Consider the following 21,849-nt stretch of genomic DNA (forward strand, 5'->3'; position numbering starts at 1 on the left):
TGAGAGGGATATTTCAAGTCCCTCTTTTTTTGTATTCAGTAATAGACTTGTTTCAAAACTCAAATTTTTAATATTTATAGTTTTTTAATTTAATATTTTTTTGATTATAGTTGGGGCTTCACAGTCGTGCCCCGCTCTGCGTGCTTCGCAAAACCACACTTCTTTTGTGACGCCTGTCCGCCTTCGGTGTGGCACAGGCACAGCCCGCCTGCGGCGAGAAGCATACGAAGTACGCCTCACTGTGTGTGCCTACGGCAGGCGAAAGACTGCATATTTATATACTAAAATAATAATTTATAAAAACATGTCAAACATTATTTTATAAATTATAAAATTACGAAATTTTCATATATAATCTTGTCAAGTAGTTTTGAAACAAGTCCAATAATTACATAGCATAAAACTATGAAATAAATCATTTTACAAAAAAATATAATATTTTGATAAAAAATAACATTATAGCTTGATAGAATAAAAAAAGCATATATAATATACTATATTCTGTGGGAATGAGGGTGAGAATCCTTCGCTGGCACGCAACCGTAAAGTTTAATTCTATTTTTATAATTTTAAGAATTAACGAAGTCGGATACCATTAAAATAGTCGAGTGCACTATCTACAAAATTATGCACTCCTTTATTAAATAGCTTTTAATTTTTAATTTAAATAAAGGAGCATTTTATGCAAAAACAAATCAAAGTTTTATTAACACTTCTAATTACTTTATTCTTAGCAGTATCTTGTTCTAAAGACAATGTAACAAATCCAATAAAAACTAAAGAACAAATGCTTCAGCAAAAATGGAAATATACTAATTATGATGGAGGATATGATATTACAGCTGATAAAATAGACGATTATGCTGGAACTGCAGTTAATTATTCCCTTTCTATAGAAGAAATAGTATGGTATTCTGATAATGCCTCAGGAATGATATACTGCAAATATACTACAGCTCCAAATTACAGACCAGAAGTAGCTAATAAATATTATGCCATTGCTTTTAAGGATTTAACAGATACAACTGTAAAAATTTCTGGTGCTTATAAAGAAGGAGGAGTTTATGCAACTGATGAATTAGCAGAAGCAAAATTAGAATTCACTGAAGCTAATGGTTATTTTATTTATTCAGAATTTACTGTAGCAAAATAAATTAGATTTTTTAGAGGTATCCTATGAAAATTAAAAAATCATATTTGTTAATTATAATATTTGCATTAATTATATCTTGTTCTAATCCTTCTACAAATCCTGATAACAATAATAATCAAAATACTTCGTCATCTATAAATGCTGTAACTTCTGGAGTACATACTATACAATACGGCAGTAAAACTTCTGAAATTGATGTAACAGATGAAGCTCAGTTAAAAACTTTATGGATTGGTTTAGTAAATGGAAAAACTGTTTATGAATCAAGTAATTATTCATCTATAAGCGGAACATTTGATACTGAAGGTAATTATTATGATAGTACTGATACAGTAAATATAAGAACAAAATTTATAAAATGTGCAGTATATGAATATAATAATAAAAAATATCTTGCAGCTGTATATTGGGATAATAAAACAGGAACAGGAATGCAGGAAAGATATAGACTTATAATAGCAGATGATGCCGGAGCTGAACAGGCTTGGTACGGCGGAGGAAGTGATGAAAATGTTATACCGGATGCAAATACTCAGTGGACTAAATATGGTTTTGTTTTCGGATATTTAAAAGAATATTAATTTAATAAAAATATAAGGAGCGGTATATAAAGCCGTTCCTTTTTATATAAAATAATATAATCTATATAAAAATGAAAAAACTAAATATTTACTCTGCAGCATTATTTATTATAATAACTATATTTTTTTATTCTCAAAATATAAATGCTCAGACATACCTAATAAGAGAACTTAAAGGCGGTATTTGGGTTACTTCTCAAGTAGAAATAACTAATGCATCTCAAACTAATCAAACAAATCAGATTTCAGCACCAAAAGTTCCAATAAAAGCAAATAATCGTATAATAACTTCTGAAGAAATAGACAGAATGGGATATAAAAATGCTCAGGAAGTTTTAGCTAATCAGCCTGGATTTGTAAATAAAGGCAGTTATATGGGAAATGAAGTTGTTGATCCCGCAGGAGCCAATGGAGACAATATAAAAATATATGTTAATGGCGTACTTATGAATACTGCTAAAGGAAATGCTGATGCCGGTGTTGATTTAAGAAGAATACCTTCAAATCTGATAGAATCTATTGAAATAATAGGAAACTCTATATATATTACAACTAAAAGTCCGGTTCAGGATATACTTTTGATATCATTAGGTTATGGTTCTTATAATACTGTAAGACCGTCCATACTATTTTCCAGAAATATTGATGAACATCAGGTATTTACTTTCACGGCAGATTCATACTACAGCGACGGTAATTATTATTATGATTTTATTAACTCTTCAGGAGACAGGATACAAGGAAATTTAAAAGATAATAGGCAGTTTATAGTAAACTCATCAGCCAACTATAAATATACATTCGATAATAAAGATTATATAAATGTATTTGCTAATATATCATATTCTAGTTCTGCCGCACAATACGAAATTCCTCCTATAAATAAAACAGATTCTTGGTTTACTTTTACTACTCTTACATCTTCAATATCATACAATGGATTTTCTGATATTTTAGATTATACTGTTACTTTATCATATTTATTTGATTCATTTGTAGACAGACCTTATTATCAGAATGGGAAATTTATATCAGATTATAAATCGCATGCTATAGCTTTAAATACATCTTTATCAAGAATGGATGAATTTATACCAAATACTATCACAATGTATAATAAACTAACACCTGAATATAGATATGATATTTTAACAGAGGATACAAATTCCATAGAAACTAACTTTTATTATTATCCCCAAAGACATTCTCTTTCATTAAAATATGAAATGCAGTTATCTTTCGGATATTGGGATAATGCTTCACCAATATTTACATTACTTCCAAGTATAAAATATGAATATCAAAATGAAGTATTTAGAAATCAAGAAAATAAAAATTATTTAGCATATAATGTTGGATTTAATTTAAATTTTTATAAAGGCTACGGATTATATTTTGGTTATATGAGTGATTATACAGCCCCCACATTTAATGATTTGTATTACGGAACTTTTAGTAATCCTTATCTACTGCCTGAAAGCTATAATCAATTACTTACAAAATTAACATTAGAACCCGTTACAAATTTGAAAATAGAAGCATCTTATGCCTATACAACATATACAAATAAAATAATTTGGTATAGTAATACCCCTATAAATGTTGATACGGCAGTTTCTCATATAGTTACGCCAAGCATAAGTTATGATATACCATTTGCAGTGTATCATAAGATAAAAACAAAATTAGGTTATTCTTATCAGCTTGCATATATGGGTAAAGATAAAATGCCTAAAATAGGATTGCCTGAACATGTTATAAGTGCATTATTAGGATATGACTTTATACCAAAAAATAAAGTATTAAGCTCATTATCATTGAATATTTACTATACCTACTCTGTTCCAAGACCTTTAACAGATTATATGCCTATACGATACTCTGAAGCATTTCATGATTTTAATATATCATTCTATTCTATATGGTTTGAGCATTTAATATTTTCTATGCATTTTAAAAATATTTTTAATAAAACGCCTGTACTTTCTACATATTCAGTTGCCAAGCCTTTTACTTGGGAATTTGAAATTGGATATAATTTTTAAACATTTATCATTTTTTTACTTCATATTAAAATACTTTCAAAAATATGAAACAATTTTACTTTTTTATAATATTCTATTGACTTTTAAACACTTGATTATATACTTAATAAATATTAGTAAAAATTCAATAAATATTCTTTCTACATATTATAGTAGGAGTTATTAATGGAATTCATATTAAATACCAAAATAATATCTGGGCATAATGCTCTATTAGAATTGGATCTTTCAAAATCTAAAAGAGTTTCCATTTTTACAGATAATAATATGCTCAAAATCGGTGCCTGCAATACAACAATAGAATTAATAAAAAAAAATAATATTGATTATGAAATTTTTTCAGATATAGAACCGGATCCTAGTTTTGAAATAGTTATAAAATGTTTAAGTAAGATTTTAACATTCGAATCTGATACCATAATAGCTATAGGCGGAGGATCTGTAATAGATACTGCTAAATCAGTAATATATTTTGCTTTAGAAATAAATAAAAGAATGTCAAGCGGTTTGAAAAAGCCTTTTTTCATAGCTGTGCCTACTACAAGCGGTACAGGTTCTGAGGTTACTTCTTATGCAGTAATAACTGATAATAAAACCCATACTAAAGTACCTCTAGTTTCAAATGAAATGTTTCCTGATATAGCATTATTAGATTCTCAATTTACTTTAACCGTTCCTCCTAGAATAACAGCTGAAACCGGAATGGATGTTATGACTCATGCCTTTGAATCTTATGTATCTATTAATTCAAGTGCATTTACTATGCCTTATAGTGAGTATGCTATAATAGGTGTTTTTAATAATATTTCAAAAGCTGTTCATAATGGAAAGGATATTAAGGTAAGAATAGCTATGCATGAATTATCATGTACTGCCGGTATAGCTTTTAATAATGCTGGTTTAGGTTTGATACATGCTATGGCACATGCACTTGGAGGAAGATTCAGTCAGCCTCATGGAAGAGCGAATGCAATATTAATGCCTTATGTCATAGAATATAATGCTGAGCATTGCAGTAAGTCTGCTTCTAAATATGCTAAAATTATAAGACTTTTAAATGTTAAAAATATAGATGATGATATTACTGCAAGTAAAATATTAAAATCTATAATTTTAGAATTAAATAAATCAATAGGAATAAATCAGAAAATAACCGACTATGGTGTAGATAAATCAGAATTTGAAAATGCAATAGAGGAAATGGCTTCACATGCTATTAAAGATGTATGTATATTAACTAATCCTGTTAAGCCTAGTTTGGAAGATATCAAAAATCTATATAGAAATCTTATTTAAATATAATATTTTAAATAAAAAATATTTTGCAATTTTAATTTACTTTAGTATAATCTTTTATATATAAAAAAGATTATGAGTTTTTTATGATAAAAGATATATCCAAATATATAAAATATAGAATTGACAGAATGCTTAATAAAGGGCTTTTCTATCAATTAATGCTTTTAGTATTTGCAATAATAATTCTTCTTTTAATAGTATCTATATTTATAATAGTATTTTTTCAGTATCCTCCTAAAGATGCATTTTGGGATAGTTTGATGCAGTTTATAGATACAGGAAATATATCATCGGTAGAAGGCAGCACAGGTATTGTATTAACTTTTCTTATGGTAACTTTTATAGGAGTATGCGGCTGGGGTTCTCTTATAGCGATGATTAATAAAGCACTTCAGGATAGAATTAATAATTTAAGTAAAGGCAATGCTTTTATTATGGAAAAAAATCATTCTATTATATTAGGATATGGTGAAGAGGCTTTGACTATAGTTGAAGAGTTTATTATGGCTAAAGTAAAAACTATAATTATACTATCCGAACATAATGTTGATATAATAAGAAAAAGAATATCCTTTATAAAAGGAGCTAAAAAAACTAATATAATAATAAGAGAAGGATCACCAAGCAGAATAGAAAATATCAAACTTCTTAATATAGCAAAATCTTCAAGCATATCAATAATAAATAATGATGATACAGAGTCATTAAATATACTTCTAGCTTTAAAAAAGATAGTCGAAGAAGAAGAACTTGATAAAAAAATCAATATATGCGTATTAGTTCATGAAGAGGATACTATTGAAATAATAAAATCTATTGAAGAAAAAAATTTCGTCATACATGTAATTTATAAATATGAGATATTATACAAACTAATAGCTCAAAGTATTATTTATACAGGACTTAGCAATGTTTATGAAGATTTATTTTCTAATGATGGAAATGTATTTTATATAGAAACAGATCATGATTTTAACGACTGCAAATTTGAAGATGCTGCTTTGAAATATCTTGATAAGGGAATGATACTTCTTGGAATCACAAAAGAAGATAGAAGTCAGTTGTTAATACCAAATTATGATTATGTATTAAAAAAAGAAAACAGACTTGTAATACTTTCAAGAAATAATAATGATGATAATATAAAAGAATATCCTGATATAAAACCAAGCATAATAAAATATAAAAATAATATATTATTAATATGCGAAGAAAACAGATATGATGAAATAATAAAAGAGATTTCTGAATATATGGAAAATCATAATACAAGTATGATTAGTTATGCTTCTATAAAATCTCAAAAAAATAAATATAAGTTTATGCGTGAAAAACTAAAAGAAGAAAATACTACAAAAATAGTTTTAATATCAGAAGATAATGTTACTGATGTAAAAAGTATTAATATACTTTTAATTATAAGACAGATTATAAGAAAAGAAAATTTCAATATAGCTATACTCTCTTTATTAAACTCTATACAAAAAAGGAATTTAATATATTCTGATGATGTAAGAGATTTTATAGTAAGCGGTAAATTAATAGGTATGCTTATGGCTCAGGCTTCTATAAGTTCAAATATATTGTATATTTTCTATGGTCTTCTAAGTAAGAATGGAAAAGATATAATAATGTCGCCCTACTCTGATTATTTTAATGAATCAAAAAGTTTTAAAGATGTTTATTTATATTTACTTAGAAAAAAAATTATCATTATAGGGGTAAAAAGATATAATGATGTTATTATAAATCCTAATAATGATTGTATGTTAGACAATAAAGATGAAATAATCATTATCACTAACTATGTACTTGAAGAAGAAAATGAAGAATTAATTTTTTAATATTATTTTCTTTACTTTTTACACATAAAACATATAATTATTAATAAAAATATAATCATATAAAGCATATAAAAGAGATGAGTTTATGTCATTAATAGATAAATTGTCCAAATATATAAAATACAGAATAGACAGAGTATTTAATAAGGGCTTATTATACCAATTAATGATATTGGTATTAATCATAGTGATATCATTATTTATTATATCTGTAATAATGAAAATACTATTTAACTACCCTATTTTAGAAGCATTTTGGGATAGTTTAATGCAATTCATTGACATAGGAAACATATCGGCAGCCGAAGCAGACATAGGATTTAATGGTGTAGTTATTATTTTTTTAGGAGTAACATTTTTTGGTGTTTGCGGCTGGGGTTTATTAATTGCTATGATAAATAATTCATTACAAGAGCGTATAAAAAACCTTAGCAATGGAAATGCATTCATAATGGAAAGGAATCATTCTATTATACTTGGATATGGAGAGGAAGTTCTAACTATTATAAGTGAGTTTATATCAGGAAGAGCCAAAAAAATAGTTTTATTATCCGAAACAAATCCAGATGAAATAAAAAAAAGAATATCATTTTTTCCTAATTATAAGAGAACAAATATTGTAGTAAGAGAAGGAAATCCAAGCATATTTGAAAATTTACAAATGCTTAATATAGAAAGAGCTCATAGCGTTACAATAGTAAATGATGATGATGTTAAATCATTAAAAATTTTATTGTCATTAAAAAAAATATTAAAATCTGCATCCCATATAAAAAAAATAGATATATGTATACTAGTTAATAAAAAAGAAAGTATAGAAATTATATCATCTATAAACGACAGCGATTTATTTGATATACATATAATTTATAAATATGAAATACTTTATAAATTAATAGGACAAAGTATTACATATACAGGATTAAGCAGCATTTATCAGGAATTATTTGATGTAAGCGGAATAGACATAAGAATAGAATACAATAATCAAAATGAAACATTTGAATCTCTCTCTTCAAGTTATTTAAATAAAAGAGAAATATTAATTGGATTAGTTTATGAAGATATTTCTGAAATTAATAAAGTAAAAAAAATAAAAAAGAGTTTATTGATACCAAATAATGATTATATAATAAAAGGAAAAGATAAACTTGTAATACTTTATCAAAAAGAAGAGAATATACAAAATATTGGTACAAGTATTCATATGACAGATAAAATAATATATGATCATAATGTTCTTTTAATATTAGATAGAAAAAAAGAAAATGAAATTATAAAAGAAATATCTCAGTACACAGAAAAAGAAAAGATAGTAAAACTCTATTATGAAGATATAGAAAATGCAGAAATAAAAAAAGATTTTATCGCATCAAAAATAGCTGAAAATAAAATAAGTAAAATAGTATTAATATCAGAAACTTTAGAAACAGATATTAAAGCAATCAATATTCTATTAATAATAAGAAGAATAGTTAAAGATCATTATGACATTCCTATTCTTTCTTTAATGAGTTCTATAGAAAATAGGAATTTAATAGACTCTAATGATATAAGAGATTTTATAGTAAGCGGTAAACTTATAGGAATGCTTATGGCAACAGCTTCTAATAATTCTGATTTGCTATATGTATTTAATGATCTTCTTACTAAAAATGGAAATGATATTATTATGGTTCCTTATGAAAAATATTTTTGTAATAATGATAGCATGGAATTTAAAAAAGTATATACTGAATTACTTACAAAAAATATAGTGGCCATAGGAGTTAAACATAAATCTAATATAATATTAAATCCTAAAGCTGATGATAAAGTTAATAGAGAATGTGAAATAATAATTATAATAGATGAAAATATAAAAAAATAATACTATTCAATAAGCTTTATTATATCAATATAATTTTTTTGCTTGGCATAGAATAAAGCATCATTACCATGTTTATTCACTATAGATTTATCAGCATTTGCTTTAATTAATAATTCTACAACTTTAATATGTCCTTCCATACATGCCAATATAAGAGCAGTGTTTCCAACATCATCTTGTACATTAACATTAATATTTTTAGCAATAATTTTTTCTATAACATCTTCATCTCCAAATATTGCTGCATCCAAAAAAGTTTCTTCATCTTGACTAAGAGGATATAGTTTATTAAAAGAGATAAAAGTTATAGATATAATTATTAATATAAGTATAGGTTTTTTCATAAAAAATGTCCTCCTATTTCTATTATCGGAGAAAAATTAATTTATAGTTAAAAAAATAAAAACTATTCTCAAATAATAATTTAAGAATAGTTTAATAAAGATGTGGAGGTTATGGGGATCGAACCCACGACCTACTGCGTGCAAGGCAGTCGCTCTCCCAAACTGAGCTAAACCCCCGTTATATGAAAAGAACCTGAGCGTGTGGGCCTGGGAGGAATTGAACCACCGACCTTTCGATTATCAGTCGAACGCTCTAGCCATCTGAGCTACAGGCCCTTAAAATTATTCATCAACGATATGTGTTAGATTATAGCATATTTAAAAAAAATAGCAAGCATTTTTTTTATATTTTTATAAAACTTTATAAAATATGTTGTAAAAAAACTATTTAATATTATAATATAAGAATATGATTGGTAAAAATAATTTTTTTTCTAAAGATAATAATTCTTTAATACATAATAAAATTTTGATTATTGGAGGAGAAATACTATTAGTTGCAATAGTATTCTCAGCATTTTTTTATTTTTGTTATTTGATTAGAGAGATAATCAACCCTATTATATTGTTTCTTATACTTATAGCGGCATTAATACCTTTTTGGAAATATATATGGGCAAAAACTTCAATAGTATTAATATTAGCACTATTTACATTATGGGTAATTAAAGAGGCAGGATATTTGGTAGCTCCATTTATTTGGGGAATATTTATTGCGTATATGTTTGATCCTTTAATAACAAAAATGCAAAGAAAAATTCCTAGAATAGTAGGTGTATTATTAATATATATACCATTGCTGATATTAGCTATAATATTTTTCATATTCATACTTCCTAGAACCATAGAACAAATTGAAGTGATATTAAAAACATTACCGCAGTATGTAGATAAAATATACAACTCTATATCAGATATGCTTATAACACTATCTGGAAAATTAAATAGGACTATAGGAAAAAGTTTTGATATAAATTTAGAAATAGATTCAAAAGCTATAAATGACTTTTTATTCGGAGATAGCGGCGTAATAACTTTAATGTATAAAAAAATTATAGATTTTAGATTCCAGAATATAAACAGCATAACCAAAATATTCAGTATAATATTTTCATACTTTGTAATACTTCCATTTGTAACTTTTTATCTGATGCTGGATTTTCAAAATATCAAAGGAAGAATAATAAAACTAATTCCTATGAGATGGCAAAATTCTGTAAGTGATATAATAAAAAATTCAAATTATATAATAAATGGATATATAGTTGGAATGACTATATTAGCTGTATCATTTTTCGTAATAACTTATATACTTCTCTCTATAACAAACACTAAATATGCATTTATATTAGCTTTACTTAGAGGAATTCTAAACTACATACCATTTATAGGACCATTTGCAGCATTTATCTCAGCATTATTCATAGGAGTAATTACAGAAGAAATATGGTGGTATGGAGCTTTAAAAATGTGTATAATATACGGAATTATACAAGTAATAGATTCAGGAATAATGGCTCCTAAAATATTAGGAAAATCAGTAAAGATACACCCAATAGCAGTAATGTTCAGCACAATTATAGGAGGAGTTCTTTTTGGTTTATTAGGAGTATTATTTGCAGTTCCATTTTGCGGAATCATACTTATAATAATAAAAAACTTTTTTAATAAATACTATCATTCAAAATTTTATACTTTAACTAAAAGAGGCGAATAAATGTTAGTTTACTTAATACCAATATTTATAATACTTCCGCTAATATTAATGGCACTGATGATATTTCTTCCAACATTCATAGGAAAGAATATACCTCCTTCTTTCTCTAAAGAAAAAACTCAAGTATTTAATATTAAAAGAGATGAACTATATAATTTGCTTATAGACTATGAAAACTACCCCGCTTGGCTTAAATATATATCAATAGTTCGTATAGAAAAGCTAGATAATGATAAATTAAAAATAATGCAGACTTATTCAAATAGAAGAACATATCAGGAATTAATAGAAGTAAGAAGAATAGAAAACACTGAAATATCAATCGTGAAAATGGAAAATGAGTTTACAGCTCTATGGACATATATACTAGAAGATGCTGAAAATGGAAGAACAAGACTAACAATAAAAGAAAGCATGTATGTATATCATCCGTATTTAAGATTTATGCTTAAATATGTACTTATAGATGAAAATGGTAAAAATGATTTCTTTAGAAGGTTAAGAAGTTTTATTAATAAAAAAAATAGGAATAATTAATTATTTTATATATTTCTCTACAAATACACATATATATTTTATGCATGCTATAGTATTTTATTAGTATATTAATGAAAAGTAGTAATAAAGCATTTGAAATTTATAAATTGAGAACATTTACATTAATGAATTTTGATATATAATATATAGTCAATAAAATTAAAAAAAGGATAAAAATATATGCTTAATTTTGAGCCTATTAGTTTAGATAAACAAGAACTATATCATAAATATTTTTCAATAACACCAGAGCAGTCAGCAGATTATACATTTATGAATCTCTTAGGACTTAAAGATATATACATGCTTGAATGGGCATTTACAGAAAAATTAGTTTGGATAAGACAGAAATCACCATATATTACTTATTGGGCACCCGTTGGAGATTGGTTTAATACTGATTTTTGTAATGATATGGGACCTTGTGAAATATCAGGAGAAGCTGTTATAAGAATACCTAAAGAACTTGCTTTATTTTGGGAGAAAACTACTAAAATAAAAATAAGAGAAAGCAGAGATGAATGGGAATACTTATATGATTTTAATGAGCTTGTTACACTTCCAGGAAAAAAATTTCATAATAAAAAAAATCTATACAATCAATTTATAAAAAATGATTTTGAGTACAGACCTATAGATAAAACCATTGTAAAAGATATACTTGATTTTGAAGCAAAATGGGAGGAAGAAGAAAAAAATAATAATGATTCATCTCAAAACAATGCTGAAGAATGTGAAGCTTTTGACAGTAATAAATTATTATCTCATGAAGTAAGAGCAGAAGCTGATACTATAATGATAAAAACCTTGCTTAATAATTGGGATATTATAAACAATATAGTAGGCGGTGCAATATATGTTAATAAAAAAATAGCCGCATACACAATATCTGATTTGAGTATGAGAGATACAATAGTAGTTCATTCTGAAAGAGGAGATAGAAATTATAAAGGTACTTATCAAGCTATAAACAGAATGTTTTTAGAAAATTTAAAAAATTATGTAAGCGATTATGAAAGATTTAAATTTGTTAATAGAGAGCAGGATGTAGGAGATTTGGGACTTAGAAAAGCAAAATTGTCATATAATCCTGTAGGTTATGTAGAGAAATATAAAGGTTTTTGTGCTGAGTTTTAATATAAATTAAATAATTTTACTTAAAAAATAAATAAGGAAGCCCAAAGAATTGAGCTTCCTTATTTATTTATATAACTTATTAACCTAATATAGCCAAAAGCACTCCAGCAGCAACTGCAGAACCAATTACACCAGAAACATTAGGTCCCATAGCATGCATTAGTAAGAAGTTATGAGGATTAGATTCCTGTCCAACTTTATTAGCAACTCTTGCAGCCATAGGAACAGCAGATACTCCAGCAGCACCAATAAGAGGATTAATTTTATCTTTGCTGAATAAATTCATTAATTTAGCAAGAAGAACTCCTCCGGCTGTACCCATAGAAAACGCTATTAAACCTAAAACTAATATACCAAGTGTTTCAAAACGAAGGAATTTATCTGCAGCTAATTTACTTCCTACTGATAAACCCAACATAATTGTAACAATATTTATTAACTCATTTTGAGCAGTTTTAGAAAGTCTTTCAGTAACACCAGATTCTTTTATTAAGTTTCCAAACATCAAAGCACCGATAAGAGGAGCAGCATCAGGTAAAAGTAAAGCAACAAGAATGATAACAGTAAGAGGGAATATAATTTTTTCTCTTTTGCTTACAGGACGAAGCTGTTTCATCTCAATTTTTCTTTCATTTTCAGTAGTAAGCCATTTCATAATAGGAGGCTGAATAATAGGAACTAAAGCCATATATGAATAAGCAGCAACAGCTATGGCACCTAATAGATGAGGTGAAAGTCTTGAAGCTGTAAATATAGCAGTAGGACCATCAGCACCTCCAATAATACCTATAGAAGCAGCATCTTTCAAAGAGAAAGAAATTACAGGCACATAAGCAGATATTATCATAGCTCCTAATAAGGTTCCGAATATACCTATTTGAGCAGCAGCACCTAATAATGCAGTTTTAGGGTTAGCAATAAGAGGTCCGAAATCTGTCATAGCACCAACACCTATGAATATGAATAATGGAAATAATCCAGATTCAATACCAAAAGTATATATCTGACCCAAAAAACCGCCACTATTTAAAGTTACGGGAATACCATTCATAACTTCAACTACAGGAAGAGCCGCAATATTAGCAATAGGGATATTAGCTAAAATACCACCCATACCTATAGGAATAAGAAGTAATGGCTCAAATCCTTTAGCTATAGCAAGATAAACTAAAAGCAAACCTACACAAATCATTATGGCATTCTGCCATAAAGGTGCAGATTTTACTTTAATGTCATTCAATTTAGTTTGATATTTTTCCTGCTTGCTATTTTCAGCTTTAATCTGAGCTTCTGCTATCTCTTGTTCGCTTCTAGGAAATAATCCTCCAAAAGCAGTATTTCTAGCCAAAGAAATAAGCGAATCTTTTATATTAAGAGGTTTCTGAGCACTTTCTTGAGGCAGTACTATAGATGCTGTCATAAATATAAGTGCAAATACTAAAAATATTTTTCTCATTATTTTTATCTCCTTAAAATCAGCATCAATTATCAGCCAACAATAGCTAATTCCTGACCTGCAACTACAGCGTCTCCTGGCTTTACTTTAACTTCTTTAACAACACCATTAGCAGTTGATTTTATTTCTACTTCCATTTTCATAGCTTCCACTATTAATATTGTAGAACCATCTTGAACTTGAGTTCCTACAGGAGCTACTATTTTTACTACTGTACCAGGCAATCCTGCAGTAACAGGAGTAGCAGCACCAGAAGAAGCAGGGGCAGCAGACTGAGAAGCTCCAGCAGCTATACCATCTTTAATAGTATAGTCATAGCTTACACCATCAACTATAGCTTTTCCATTTTCTATTTTTACACCATAGCTTGAACCGCCTACAGTAACAGTAACCTCATTGCTTGTAGTTTTAACACCATCAGAAGAAGCACCGCCTGCATTTTTTCTAATACCAAGTTTAGCTTCGCCTTTAAGGAACTGTATACCCTTTTCTTTACAAGCAGCAGCTATAAATACATTTTCATCAGAAAGATCTGTTATACCAGCATCTTTTAAAGCCTGTTCAGCAGCTTTTCTTCCTTTTTTAGGGTTTTTATCATCTATATCCATAGCAAGTTCTGTTGTAGGCTGTAAACCTAATTGTTCGCTTGCTATTTTTACTATTTCTGGATCTGGTGTAGAAGGAGTTTTACCAAAATAACCTAATACCATTTTACCATATCCGTCAGCTATTTTTTTCCAATTACCCTGCATTACATTATTGAATGCTTGTTGGAAATAGAATTGTGATACAGGAGTTACAGAAGTACCGAAACCGCCTTTTTTTACCACTTCAGTCATAGCTTTTATAACTTCAGGGAATCTGTTCATTACATTAATATCTCTCATCATCTGAGTATTAGCAGTTAAAGCACCGCCAGGCATCGGAGCAAATGGAATCATAGGCTCTACTGTTCTGCTTTCAGGCGGTAAGAAATAATCTTTCATGCAGTCTTTAAATACTTCTTCAGCTTCTCTGATTTTATCTATATCAATATTCAACTCATATTCAGTTCCTCTTAAAGCATGCCACATAACTATTAAGTCTGTCTGACAAGTACCGCCAGACACAGGAGCAGCTGAAAGGTCTATACAATCAGCACCGGCATCCAAAGCAGCTCTATACTGAACAGCACCTATACCAGCAGTTTCATGGCTATGAACCTGTATATGCATATTAGAACCTAAAAGTTTTCTAGCTTCTTTAACTGTATCATAAACAACTTGAGGAGTAGTAGTACCTGAAGCATCTTTAAAACATACTGAATCAAACTCTACATTATCTATAATTTGTTTTAATACTTTGGCATAAAAAGCAGCATCATGTGCACCTTCACAGCCAGGAGGTAAAGCCATCATACTAACGCATACTTGGTGTTTTAATCCAGCTTCTTTAATACATTTTCCGCTGAATATAAGGTTATTTACATCATTTAAAGCATCAAAATTTCTAATAGTGGTAACACCATGTTTTTTGAACAACTGAGCATGCATTTTTATCATTTCTCTAGGCTGAGATTCCAAACCTACAACATTAACACCTCTTGCCAAAGTTTGTAAGTTTACATCAGGACCTACTGTTTTTCTAAAAGTATCCATTACATCGAAAGCATTTTCTTGGTTATAGAAAAATGCACTTTGGAAAGTTGCACCGCCGCCTGACTCAAAATATGTAACTCCTGCTTTAACAAATGCTTCTACTGCAGGCATAAAATCTTTAGATAATACTCTAGCACCATAAACAGATTGAAATCCGTCCCTGAATGCTGTTAGCATAAATTTTACTTCTTTTTTAGCCATTATCATTTCTCCTTAATCTTAATAAACTATATACTCTTATTTTTTATTACTATGAACATGTGCTAAAGCAATAGCAATAGCAACCATCTTATCATTATTAGATGTTTGTACAGGTGTCGGAGAAGACGAAATCGCTTCCTGAGGAGGAGGCATTAGTTTGTCTACTTTAGCTACAATAGCACCGACAATTTTCATAACGAAAACTAATATAATTAAAAACAATACAACAACAGCCATACCAATGATCATTATTTGTAATGCTTCTATGATACTACTATTCATCAAAATACTCCTATTTCTCTAAATTTCTTAATACTGCATTATACACTATCTTCTACTTATATACAAGTAATTTTATTACAAAATATAACTTTTATTTCACAATATCATTGACTTTATAGAAATACTTTATATAATAATTCGATATTTATTTAGTTAACTTAATAGGATAAAATAATGAACATTAATTCATCTGTATCCAATATGCCTATAGCTGTTTTTGATTCAGGTTTCGGAGGATTAACAGTTCTAAAACAACTGTTAAAAATACTTCCTAATGAAAATTATATATATCTTGGAGATAATGCTAATATTCCTTACGGAGATAAATCAAAAGATGAAATTATAAAATTAACTTTGAAAATGGCTGACTTTCTAGTAAATAAAAAATGCAAAATGATTATAATAGCATGCAACACTATATCTGCATGTGCTTATGATATTTTAAAAGAAAAATATGAAATACCTATAATAGAAGTTATATCAAATGGTACTGCTGATGCTTTAAATAGTACAAAAAATAATAATATATCAATAATGGCTACAGAGTTTACAACACATTCAAATATATATAAAGATAAAATGATAAATAAAAATAAAAACATTAAAGTTACTCAAATAGCATGCAAAGAATTATGCCCTATGATAGAAAATGATTGGAATAGTTATGAAAATAGATTTGATGTATTAAAAAACTATTTAGAGAAAATAGATAAAAAATCTGATACTTTAATATTGGCTTGTACTCATTATCCTCATATTATAAATGATATAAAAAAGTTATTAAAAGATGATGTTGATAATTCTATAAAAAATATAATAGATCCTTCCTACTGTACTGCAATATCTGTAAAAAAATATTTAGAAAAAAATAATATTCTTAATACAGAAAATAAAAAAAATGTAACAATATATACAACAGAAAATATAGAAAGAGAAAAAAAATTATAAATATATTTATGCCTAAAGATACGGTATATAATTTAGAGCAGATAAAACTATAAATTAATAAATTTCCTTTAAGCCATCATCTATATCAAATATCCAATGCTTATTAAACACTTTTCTGTATGAATAACCAAAAGGGAATTTTCCTATAGATACAGCAAAATATTTATTACCGTTATTTTTTTGTCTGCTGCACATAGTTACCAAATTATTAGGCATATCCTCCATTATAAAATCAGATAAAACTAATACATCAGCATTTCTAAAGGAAGAAGTATTCATCATTCTATTTGCCTCATAAAGTGCTTTGTATATATCAGAACCTCCATGATAGCTTAACTTCAAAAACTTTATTAAATCTTCAATTCCATTTTCTTTAGTGAATTTGCATGTATATATCTCAGTGCTGAAATTAATAAGATAAGCATTTCTATTTTCTGATAAAGCCTGCATAACAATTTTAAACATGGCAGCTTTTGCAATATATTCATTTATACCTTTCATAGAACCGCTCGTATCTATGCATATAATCATATCGCCTTTGCCTTCTTTATATCCGGCTCTAACCAAATGCTCCATATCATCATTAAATACATAAGCACTCTTATCAAAGCACATAAGCCTATTTTCTATATATTTTAATTTAAATAATTTTTCACTCTCTTCATTACATAAAAGAGAAAGCTCCTCTGGTATAACATTTTCTATATCTTTGGCAAAGTATATTCCAACTATCTCTTCTTTAGAACTTATTTTTTTATTTGTATTGCTGTAAGTATTTTTAAACTCAACATTTCTTAAAGATTTTTCTATATCAATCCTTCTTCCTATACTGTCGCAAATTATTTCTATATCTTTATGTTCATTAATAAAATCAACCCATCTCTTTAATAAAGATATATCCTCTTCCTCAAGCTCCCCTACTCTAAAATCCCATAATACTCCAGTTTTTATTCTGAGTATATTTGATATATATTTTAATTTTTTAAGCAAATTAATCCAAGATTCTATATCAGAAATAAATTTATCTCTTCGCTCTTTTACAGTAGAAACAAGCCAATCATTATTTTTTTTATTATAAGTTTTTTCCCATACTGAAATTATATTCTTTTTTAATATATTTAAATCATCTGAATTTGATAATCTGTCTCTCCAAAACTTCGTATCAATGGATAAAGCATCTAAACTATTTAAATCATTAAATATATCTTCTCTGCTTGTATTTTTCAATTTTTTTAATGCTATATCTAATTCTGTTTTATTGTCATGATACGGATTATTGTCATTTATAAATATATTTAAATCTTTTTTCCATTTAGTAATTTTTATTTCTAACTCTTCACTCAATCTTTCATCTCTGCTAAGATTATTAAAAGCACTATTAAATACTCCCTTAGCCATTATCTCTGTTTTTTTTATTTCATCTTTATAAGAATCATTGTCAAATTGTTTCATGCTGCTCTATTTCACTTTTAAGTCTTTGTGCATCCAATTTTTCACTCTCAAGATTTTCTATATAAGAATTAAACATCTCTGTAAAAAAATTGAACTTCTCATCTGATATGAATACGCTTTTATTTGAATATTTATTTTTATTAAAATCATTTTTAAAATTTACTATAATATTTTCAATGCTTGATATTAAAGAATTTATTAATTTTAAATAGGAATCTTTTTTTTCTTTTTCAAGTTTTTTAGGACTGACCTTTTTCATATAAAAATCAGGCTCAGCTTCGGTAAGAAACTCATAATTTTTAGAAAGCATACCGGATACAAAACCATTTGAAGCGGTGGCGGAATTTATTTCAATAGTACATTTATCTGTAGCGTTAAAATTGCATCTGAATTTTCTTGTTTGATTTCTTCCGATATCTAAAGGATAAAAATAACCTTTCTTACCTAATTGTTTTATTGGTATATATATTATAGTCTCACCTTTATTTCCATATTCATCAATATTAATAGACAAAGTTTTTGCTATATGAGGCTTATCATCTATATTTTCAGTATTATAAGTCTTTTCTAAATTATAAAACTCATCATCTATATTTTTCTGAACACTCTTAAAACTTTCCCTCCACTCATTAATATTCTGATTATTCAAATCATAACATATACTTATGGCATTCTCTGCTATTTTTTTTACTGATTCAATATGCTCTTCCAAACTCCATAAGCAATTATAAATTAAAATGCTTTCATAAATATCAACTTCATTTTTCTCATTTAAATATGCAGCTGTCTTAAGCAAATATGAAATATGCTGCCATCTTCTGTCAGAAACATATATTGCTATATCTCTATTATCCTCATTAAATTTTTCTATAGAAAGTTTTATATTATGAATTATATCAATAACCTCTTTTGAGAGTTTTATATTATTTACTTCTTTTCTTATATTCCCCCATTCATCATTTGATATTTTCAATTCATCATCTATATTTATATAGGAATCTAATTGAGTATTTTCAAGTATCTTCTCAAAATTATCCCTGCTTTTTATATTATTAACCATTAAACGAACAATGAACCTGTCATATAAAGCCTCAAGACCCTGACCTTCAGGAGGAGTTTCATTGCTTGCTGAAATTAAAGCCTTTAATGGTACTTTTATTTCTTCATTTCCGTTTTTAAAAACTCTTTCATTTATTATAGTCAAAAGTGTATTAAGTATAGCTGGAGTGCTTTTCCATATTTCATCTAAAAATGCAAAATCACTGTCTGGTAAATAACCTTCTATTTTTCTCACATATCTGTCATTTTTTAATTCTTCCAAACTAATAGGTCCGAATATATCTTCAGGTGTGCTAAATCGCTGCATCAAATATCCAAAGTATTTAGCATCTTTAAATGCAGATGAAATCCTCTTCGCTATAAAACTTTTAGCTGTACCCGGAGGACCGTATAGAAATATAGGCTTTCCTGCTATAGCACTAAGTAAGGTTAAAGATACTATTTCTTCCCTTTCATAAAGCCCATCTGAAATAAGTTTAATAATTTTTTCTATCCTAGATTTTATATTTTTCATAAATATATATTTCTCTTAAAATTACATTATCTTTACTTTAAGAAGTAAATTTGTAAAAATATTATATCATTTTTAATATAAATTGGAATTACTTATTTTATATGTTATAATAAAAAATATTTATGAAAAAAGGGTTTAGAAATGTTAAACAATGATAATATAAAATTACTAATATTTGATATGGACGGTACTCTTATAGATAGTGCATATTTAAATTATTATTCCTACTACAATGCATTCAAAGAATTTAATATAGAATTAGATAAAGATTACTATTATAATAAATGCTTCGGACTTCATTACAAAATATTTACAAAGAATATTTTAGAATTAAATAATAAAATTACGAAAGATGAAAATAAAAATAATGAATTAATAGAATCCATTCATAATTTAAAAGAAAAAATATATTTAGCCAATCTTAATCTCATACAAATTCACCCTTTTATATTAGAGACTTTAATTGATAACTATAATAAAAAAGAAAATAAAAAACATACAGCATTAGCAACTACAGCCTCTCCTAATGGAGTTTACGGCATATTAAAGGAATTCAAACTTGAAAAATTATTTGATTTAATTTTAACAGGTAATGATGTAGAAAAGAAGAAACCGCATCCTGAAATATTTTATAAATGTATGGAGCATTTTAATGTAAAAGAAAAAGAAAGCATTATATTTGAAGACAGCGAAGTAGGACTTGAGGCTGCCAATCAAACTAATGCTTGGGTTATAAAAGTAGAAAAGTGGGCAAAGATTTAAATTATGGTATTTTTATCTTTTTTAAAAAATTTACTTAAAAACATACTTATAAAGCCATTAGCCCAGCTAAATATACCGATCTTTATTGATATGATTAGATACTCAAAAAAATTCATTTTTTTATCAGATGAAAACTCTATATTCATATTATCATCATCTAAATTTTTTTCAAAGTATCCATGATGAAAATTGAATTTATGATATCCTGTACCATCAAAACCAAAATTATTTGTAAAAGATTTTTTTGAAGGCCAAACACATAATTTTTTTCTTTTATACATTGTAAATGAATAATAAATATCCCATAAATTATTTTGAATATAAAAATTATCCTTAACAGACTTTTTTATAGCAAGTAAATGAAACCAAGAGAAAACGCCTCCTAATATTCTATGCTTAATACTTTTATTATACCAAGAAGTATCGCATGTATCCCAATTTATATTATTCCATTTACTCTTCCAAGTACCCCAACCCCAGCTATGGAAAGCGTATGTAAATATAACATCATGTTTATGATTTTTAGTAGCATGTTTATGTGAGAACGCTGTTATAGCCATAACATCTTCATCATCTTTATAATAATTCAAAGCATTATTCATAAACTCAAGAAAATGTTTATTTGTTTCAATATCATCTTCCAAACCTATAAAATATTCATGATGCTCAAATATTGTGTTTACAGCATTAACAGTAGAATATTTTATACCTAAATTTTTTTGAGCTTCATATATATAAACATTTTTAAAACCATCTTTGATAGTTTTTAAATATTCTCTAAGCTCATAAACAGATGCTTCATCTTCTTTTTTGCTAGGTGCATCTGAAAATATATATAAATCAGTATCTGAAGCTAAATTATTTTTCTTTAAAGCTTCAATAACTCTTTTTGTATGTTCTATTCTATTATAAACTACTAAGCCTACGGGTGTTAAGTACATAAAAACTCCTTTAATTTTGTAGTTATTAAAAAATATTTGTATTAAAGGAATATTTATCAAATTATATATT

18 protein-coding genes and 2 tRNA genes are annotated in these 21,849 nt (G+C 27.1%); 11 read left to right on the forward strand and 9 right to left on the reverse strand.

The window, feature by feature from the left end; all coding sequences use genetic code 11:
- Positions 1-682 precede the first annotated feature (682 nt).
- The 6 genes from A966_RS10580 (at position 683) to A966_RS10605 (ending at position 8,792) form a co-directional block, all read left to right on the forward strand.
- Positions 683-1,153 carry a hypothetical protein gene (locus A966_RS10580; protein ID WP_008725392.1) on the forward strand — a complete coding sequence of 157 codons (471 nt, stop codon included), beginning with the start codon at positions 683-685 and terminating at the stop codon, positions 1,151-1,153.
- Between the two features lie 23 nt (positions 1,154-1,176).
- Positions 1,177-1,734, forward strand: coding sequence for a hypothetical protein (locus tag A966_RS10585; RefSeq protein WP_008725393.1), 558 nt, complete (start codon positions 1,177-1,179; stop codon positions 1,732-1,734).
- A gap of 71 nt (positions 1,735-1,805) precedes the next feature.
- Entirely contained in the window at positions 1,806-3,779 is a 1,974-nt protein-coding gene (locus A966_RS10590; protein ID WP_008725394.1) for a TonB-dependent receptor plug domain-containing protein, read from the forward strand.
- 165 nt (positions 3,780-3,944) lie between these two features.
- A complete protein-coding gene (locus tag A966_RS10595) occupies positions 3,945-5,075 on the forward strand; it encodes a 1-propanol dehydrogenase PduQ (RefSeq protein ID WP_008725395.1) in 1,131 nt (376 codons plus the stop codon).
- Between the two features lie 86 nt (positions 5,076-5,161).
- Entirely contained in the window at positions 5,162-6,922 is a 1,761-nt protein-coding gene (locus A966_RS10600) for a CASTOR/POLLUX-related putative ion channel (RefSeq protein ID WP_008725397.1), read from the forward strand.
- An 85-nt stretch (positions 6,923-7,007) separates the two neighbouring features.
- Entirely contained in the window at positions 7,008-8,792 is a 1,785-nt protein-coding gene (locus A966_RS10605; protein WP_008725400.1) for a CASTOR/POLLUX-related putative ion channel, read from the forward strand.
- 2 nt (positions 8,793-8,794) lie between these two features.
- On the opposite strand, the gene A966_RS10610 is transcribed toward A966_RS10605, so the two are convergent.
- From A966_RS10610 to A966_RS10620, 3 genes are all read right to left on the reverse strand, one after another.
- Complete coding sequence (locus tag A966_RS10610; RefSeq protein WP_008725403.1) at positions 8,795-9,136, reverse strand: ankyrin repeat domain-containing protein; 342 nt, start codon at positions 9,134-9,136, stop codon at positions 8,795-8,797.
- 103 nt (positions 9,137-9,239) lie between these two features.
- A tRNA-Ala gene (locus A966_RS10615) sits at positions 9,240-9,313 on the reverse strand.
- 25 nt (positions 9,314-9,338) lie between these two features.
- A tRNA-Ile gene (locus A966_RS10620) sits at positions 9,339-9,412 on the reverse strand.
- 133 nt (positions 9,413-9,545) lie between these two features.
- Here A966_RS10620 and A966_RS10625 point away from each other — a divergent pair.
- The 3 genes from A966_RS10625 (at position 9,546) to A966_RS10635 (ending at position 12,527) form a co-directional block, all read left to right on the forward strand.
- Positions 9,546-10,853 carry an AI-2E family transporter gene (locus tag A966_RS10625; protein ID WP_008725405.1) on the forward strand — a complete coding sequence of 436 codons (1,308 nt, stop codon included), beginning with the start codon at positions 9,546-9,548 and terminating at the stop codon, positions 10,851-10,853.
- Positions 10,854-11,390 carry an SRPBCC family protein gene (locus tag A966_RS10630; protein ID WP_008725406.1) on the forward strand — a complete coding sequence of 179 codons (537 nt, stop codon included), beginning with the start codon at positions 10,854-10,856 and terminating at the stop codon, positions 11,388-11,390.
- Positions 11,391-11,570: 180 nt separating this feature from the next.
- The gene (locus A966_RS10635; protein WP_008725407.1) at positions 11,571-12,527 is read left to right on the forward strand and encodes a DUF2156 domain-containing protein; all 957 of its coding nucleotides are present in this window, start codon (positions 11,571-11,573) and stop codon (positions 12,525-12,527) included.
- Positions 12,528-12,606: 79 nt separating this feature from the next.
- Here A966_RS10635 and A966_RS10640 read toward each other — a convergent pair whose 3' ends face one another.
- From A966_RS10640 to A966_RS10650, 3 genes are read right to left on the reverse strand one after another with little or no spacing between them, the layout of a single operon-like run.
- Positions 12,607-13,983 carry a sodium ion-translocating decarboxylase subunit beta gene (locus tag A966_RS10640; RefSeq protein WP_008725409.1) on the reverse strand — a complete coding sequence of 459 codons (1,377 nt, stop codon included), beginning with the start codon at positions 13,981-13,983 and terminating at the stop codon, positions 12,607-12,609.
- A gap of 32 nt (positions 13,984-14,015) precedes the next feature.
- Positions 14,016-15,821 (reverse strand): biotin/lipoyl-containing protein, encoded by a 1,806-nt coding sequence (locus A966_RS10645; RefSeq protein WP_008725411.1) that lies wholly within the window; start codon positions 15,819-15,821, stop codon positions 14,016-14,018.
- A 36-nt stretch (positions 15,822-15,857) separates the two neighbouring features.
- A complete protein-coding gene (locus A966_RS10650; RefSeq protein WP_008725413.1) occupies positions 15,858-16,103 on the reverse strand; it encodes an OadG family protein in 246 nt (81 codons plus the stop codon).
- A gap of 174 nt (positions 16,104-16,277) precedes the next feature.
- Between A966_RS10650 and murI the strand changes: the two genes are divergently transcribed.
- Positions 16,278-17,051 (forward strand): glutamate racemase, encoded by a 774-nt coding sequence (murI, locus tag A966_RS10655; protein ID WP_008725415.1) that lies wholly within the window; start codon positions 16,278-16,280, stop codon positions 17,049-17,051.
- A 54-nt stretch (positions 17,052-17,105) separates the two neighbouring features.
- Here murI and A966_RS10660 read toward each other — a convergent pair whose 3' ends face one another.
- Together A966_RS10660 and A966_RS10665 are read right to left on the reverse strand one after the other, a co-directional pair.
- Positions 17,106-18,503: a VWA domain-containing protein gene (locus A966_RS10660; RefSeq protein ID WP_008725417.1), complete on the reverse strand. Its 1,398-nt coding sequence runs from the start codon at positions 18,501-18,503 to the stop codon at positions 17,106-17,108.
- Positions 18,490-20,076, reverse strand: coding sequence for an AAA family ATPase (locus A966_RS10665; protein WP_008725431.1), 1,587 nt, complete (start codon positions 20,074-20,076; stop codon positions 18,490-18,492). Before A966_RS10665 ends, A966_RS10660 begins: the two co-directional genes overlap by 14 nt.
- 141 nt (positions 20,077-20,217) lie before the next feature.
- On the opposite strand from A966_RS10665, the gene A966_RS10670 reads away from it, so the two are divergent.
- On the forward strand, positions 20,218-20,838 hold the full coding sequence (locus A966_RS10670; RefSeq protein ID WP_008725432.1) for an HAD family hydrolase: 621 nt from the start codon (positions 20,218-20,220) through the stop codon (positions 20,836-20,838).
- On the opposite strand, the gene A966_RS10675 is transcribed toward A966_RS10670, so the two are convergent.
- Positions 20,835-21,779 (reverse strand): hypothetical protein, encoded by a 945-nt coding sequence (locus tag A966_RS10675; RefSeq protein ID WP_008725433.1) that lies wholly within the window; start codon positions 21,777-21,779, stop codon positions 20,835-20,837. The genes A966_RS10670 and A966_RS10675 overlap by 4 nt on opposite strands.
- Positions 21,780-21,849: the final 70 nt, after the last annotated feature.

It is taken from the genome of Brachyspira hampsonii 30446 (assembly GCF_000316195.1).
Taxonomy (GTDB): Bacteria; Spirochaetota; Brachyspiria; order Brachyspirales; family Brachyspiraceae; genus Brachyspira; species Brachyspira hampsonii_C.